The organism is Deinococcus pimensis DSM 21231, from assembly GCF_000519345.1.
GTDB lineage: Bacteria > Deinococcota > Deinococci > Deinococcales > Deinococcaceae > Deinococcus_A > Deinococcus_A pimensis.
On sequence record NZ_KI912655.1, the window covers coordinates 19283 to 22840 of the forward strand.

Here is a 3558-nt window from a genome sequence, read left to right on the forward strand (position 1 = left end):
ACGCCCGGCTACGAGCCGACGGCGCGCGGCATGCAGGCGGCCCTGCCGCACCTCGCGGTGTTCGCGGGCGCGAACGACCTCGCGAGCCTGCGCGCGCTCGCGGACCTCATCCGGATGCGCTGACCCCCGAGGAGGCCAGGGCGTCCTCCAGCGTCTGCCACGCCAGCAGGGCGCACTTTCGGCGCGCGTGCAGCTTCGAGACGCCCGAGAGCGCCACGAGGTCCCCGAGCACCTCCGGGTCGGGCGGGGCCTCCCCCATCACCATCGCGCGGAAGCGCGCCGTGACGCTCCGCGCGCCCTCCAGGTCGAGGCCACGCAGCGCGGCCGTCATCATGGACGCGCTCGCCTGACTGATCGCGCAACCCCTGCCCGTGAACGTGACGTCCGCGAGGCGGTCCCCGTCGAGCCGCACCCACACGCGCACGTGATCGCCGCATGACGCGTTGTCTCGCCGCGCGCTCGGGGCGCCCTCCAGCTCGCCGTGATGGCGGGGGTGCTTCTGGTGGGACGTGATCACCTCGCGGTACAGGTCTTCGAGGCTCATGCCCCATCGTACGTCGCGCGCGCGGAGAACTCACGGGCGAGCAGCGCGTGGCGGTCCTCGTCGAGCCACCCGTCCCCCTCGGGCCAGCTCTCGACGAAGCGGCCCTCGTGCCGGAAGCCCAGTCGGGAGAGCAGGACCGAAGAGCGTTCGTTGCGCGGGTCCACGCCCGCCACGACGCGGTGCACGCCGAGTGGACCGAAGGCGTACGCCAGCACGGCCCGCACCGCCTCGGCCGCGTACCCGCGTCCCTGCGCGGTCCGCGCGAGCGTGAAGCCGATCTCCGCGTGCCGCACCTCGAAGGTGCGCAGGCCCACGTCCCCGAGCAGTTCGTCCGTGCCCCCGTGCGCGACGGCGAACTGAAACCAGCCGTCCTCACCAGGCTGCCGCGCGCGCATCGCGTGCACCAGGGCGCGCGCCCGGTCCTCGGAGAAGGTGGGGCCCCAGCCCTGGAAGCGCGCCACGTCGGGGTCGCTGCGGTACGCGGCGAGGACGGGCGCGTCTTCCTCGCGCAGGCGGCGCAGGACCAGCCGGGGGGTGCGCAGGACCTCGAAGGCGGGGACGCTCACGTGGTCATTGTACGGGCGTCAGTGCTTCATGCCGGGCATGCCGCTCATGTCGTCGTGCGCGTCCCCCGAGGGCGCCGGGGCCTCCCGACCGCCGCGCGCGGCGAGCATGCCGCGCATGAGGGTGATCTCCGCGCCCTGGGCCGCCTGGATCTGCCGGGCGAGCTCCCCGGCGGGCGCGGGCAGGCGTTCGCCCAGGAAGTCCTTCGTCATGACGAGCGCGCCCTGATGGTGACGGATCATCAGCGTGAGGAAGGAGCGCTCCGCGTCCGCGACGGGCAGCGTGGAGAGCGCCCGCACGTCCGCGGCGGACGCCATGCCCATCGTGCGCGCGTGCTCCTCGGTCATGCCCTGCCCGCTCCACGGCAGGCCCCAGGTGGAGAGCCAGCCGCGCATCTGCCCCACCTGATCCTGCTGCGAGAGGATGATGTCCAGCGTGAGGGACTTCAGGCGCTCGTCGCGCGTGCGGTCGTGCAGGCGCACCGCCATGTCGATGGCCTGCAGGTGGTGCTGCGTCATCTCGTACGCGAAGCGCGCCCCCGGCGAGTCGGCGCTCACGGACGACGCGCGCGGCGCGAGCAGCAGCGCCCCTCCCGCGACGACGGCGAGGACGATCAACGCGAGCAACCAGCGGACGCGGAGCGGCATGCGCCGAGAATACCGTGCCCGGCGCGCCGGGCGCAGGGACAAAGGTCGCGCGGGCGGTCAGTCCGCCGCGTGCGCCTCCCGCGCCCGGCCACGCTCGGGCGGCGTGTCGAGGTGATGCGCGTCCGTGTCGAACAGCCCCGCGAAGCGCAGGTGCCGCTGGCAGATGAACCACATCTCGTCACGGTCGTTCGCGAGCACGAAGTACGCGTCCGACGTCTCCGAGGGGTTGTACAGCGCCAGCACGCGGTACAGCCGCCCGGCGGTGAAGCCGCTCTCCAGCGGCTTCGGAATCGGCGCGCGCGGCCCGTCGAGCTGCTCCACGCGCACGAACATGTTGGGCAGGAAGGCGATCATGCGTCCAGCATGGCCGCCGCGTCACGTGAAGACCGCACGCGCGGGCACGACATGGCGGTGGGGTCAACGCGCTCCGAATGGAAGCTCAAGGACTGGAAAGAGTTCCTCACGCGGGATGAGAGGGAGGGCGGAGCGGTCCGGGCGTCCGGGCCAGGAGCGTCGGCGCGTCTCCGAAGGGATGAAGTGGCCGTCCAGGTTCGGGTCTTCGCCGCCCGGAGCGGTCCGGGCGTCCGGGCCAGGAGCGTCGGCGCGTCTCTGTTCTATATTGGTAGAATCTCCCATGGACCCGAAAAACTACCGCTGGGATGACGTCCCGAAGGAGCAGGTCAACGAGTTCTTCGCCCGTCAGCTCGTCACGGGCAAGGACGTGATGGTGGCGCGGCTGGAGCTCAAGGTGGGTTGCGTCGTGCCGCGTCACGAGCACCACAACGAGCAGGTGTCGCTCGTGACGACCGGCCGCATCCGTTTCCGGCTCGGCGCGGACGGGGAGCGCGAGCTGACGCTCGGGCCGGGCGAGGTGCTGGTCATCCCGGGGGGCGTGCCGCACGAGGCGGAGATCCTGGAGGACTTCACGGGCATCGACATCTTCAGCCCGCCCCGCGAGGACTGGCTGTCGGGCAGCGACGCGTACCTGCGCCGCTGAGACGACGTGAAAGGGACGCGGCCGAGCAGTGCTCGGCCGCGTTCCCGGTACCCGCCTGGATTTGAGGGGTACTCAAGTCCTCGAGGTACTACCCTCGGCGGACACCTCCACCAACCATTTCATTCAACAGCTGGATCACCTCCCTTCCGTGGTAAGTCCACGGTAGCAACCCCGGGGGGGCGAATCCGAAAAAGGGTCACAAAGCAGGCCACCCGGCGGAGGTGCTCTAGGCCGGGTTAAGCACCCGTGCTCACGGCGCGCGGCGCGCGCGCGAGGACCGCGCGCAGCACGAGCGCGACGAGCGCGACGAGCGCGGCGGTCACGGCGAACCCGACCGGCAGGGCGTCCGTGCCGAGCCGCGCGGCGAGCAGGCCGAGCAGCGCCGGGAAGAGCGTCCCGCCGAGGCCGCCGCAGGCGAGCACGATGGGCGCGAGCCGGGTGGGCAGGTGCTGCCCGAACCAGCCGAGGGACGTCGCGAAGATCGGGGCGATGCCGACGCCCGCGAGGAGGTACGCCCACGGCCCCAGGGCGGTGCCCGCGAGGAGCAGCGCGCCGCAGGCGAGGACCGCGCAGGCCGTGACGAGCGTGGGGAGCGGCACGCGCTGCGCAACGGGCGCGGCGAGCACGCGGCCCACCGTGACGGTCAGCCAGAAGGCGCTCGTCCACGCGGCGGCCCCGGTCACACCGAGGTCCGTGAGGTGCGTGGTCATCCACGAGCCCACCCCGGCCTCCACGCCGACGTACAGGACGAACAGCAGCCCGAACAGCGCGAGCGGCAGGGCGGGCGCGCGGGCCGCGCCGCCGGG

Annotated in this window: 6 protein-coding genes; 1 reads left to right on the plus strand and 5 read right to left on the minus strand. The window is 72.6% G+C overall.

Features of this window, described 5'->3' with window-relative positions:
* Positions 1 to 106: 106 nt before the first annotated feature.
* From sufU to DEIPI_RS31695, 4 genes are read right to left on the minus strand one after another with little or no spacing between them, the layout of a single operon-like run.
* Complete coding sequence (gene sufU, locus DEIPI_RS0115875) at positions 107 to 544, minus strand: Fe-S cluster assembly sulfur transfer protein SufU (RefSeq protein WP_027482425.1); 438 nt, start codon at positions 542 to 544, stop codon at positions 107 to 109.
* Complete coding sequence (locus DEIPI_RS0115880; protein ID WP_027482426.1) at positions 541 to 1110, minus strand: GNAT family N-acetyltransferase; 570 nt, start codon at positions 1108 to 1110, stop codon at positions 541 to 543. The genes sufU and DEIPI_RS0115880 overlap by 4 nt, the downstream gene beginning before the upstream one ends.
* 18 nt (positions 1111 to 1128) lie before the next feature.
* Positions 1129 to 1755 carry a DUF305 domain-containing protein gene (locus tag DEIPI_RS0115885; protein ID WP_027482427.1) on the minus strand — a complete coding sequence of 209 codons (627 nt, stop codon included), beginning with the start codon at positions 1753 to 1755 and terminating at the stop codon, positions 1129 to 1131.
* A 57-nt stretch (positions 1756 to 1812) separates the two neighbouring features.
* Positions 1813 to 2109: a hypothetical protein gene (locus DEIPI_RS31695; protein WP_045234485.1), complete on the minus strand. Its 297-nt coding sequence runs from the start codon at positions 2107 to 2109 to the stop codon at positions 1813 to 1815.
* A 280-nt stretch (positions 2110 to 2389) separates the two neighbouring features.
* On the opposite strand from DEIPI_RS31695, the gene DEIPI_RS0115895 reads away from it, so the two are divergent.
* Positions 2390 to 2752: a cupin domain-containing protein gene (locus tag DEIPI_RS0115895; RefSeq protein WP_027482428.1), complete on the plus strand. Its 363-nt coding sequence runs from the start codon at positions 2390 to 2392 to the stop codon at positions 2750 to 2752.
* A 236-nt stretch (positions 2753 to 2988) separates the two neighbouring features.
* Here the strand turns inward: DEIPI_RS0115895 and DEIPI_RS0115900 are convergent.
* Positions 2989 to 3558 (minus strand): MFS transporter (locus DEIPI_RS0115900; protein ID WP_027482429.1); only part of this gene is annotated, 570 nt, incomplete at its 5' end.

Bases quoted from the DNA above. Each gene is read 5' to 3' on its own strand.
- sufU (WP_027482425.1), bottom strand. From the start codon at position 544: ATGAGCCTCGAAGACCTGTACCGCGAGGTGATCACGTCCCACCAGAAG.
- DEIPI_RS0115885 (WP_027482427.1), bottom strand. From the start codon at position 1,755: ATGCCGCTCCGCGTCCGCTGGTTGCTCGCGTTGATCGTCCTCGCCGTC.
- DEIPI_RS31695 (WP_045234485.1), bottom strand. From the start codon at position 2,109: ATGATCGCCTTCCTGCCCAACATGTTCGTGCGCGTGGAGCAGCTCGAC.
- DEIPI_RS0115895 (WP_027482428.1), top strand. From the start codon at position 2,390: ATGGACCCGAAAAACTACCGCTGGGATGACGTCCCGAAGGAGCAGGTC.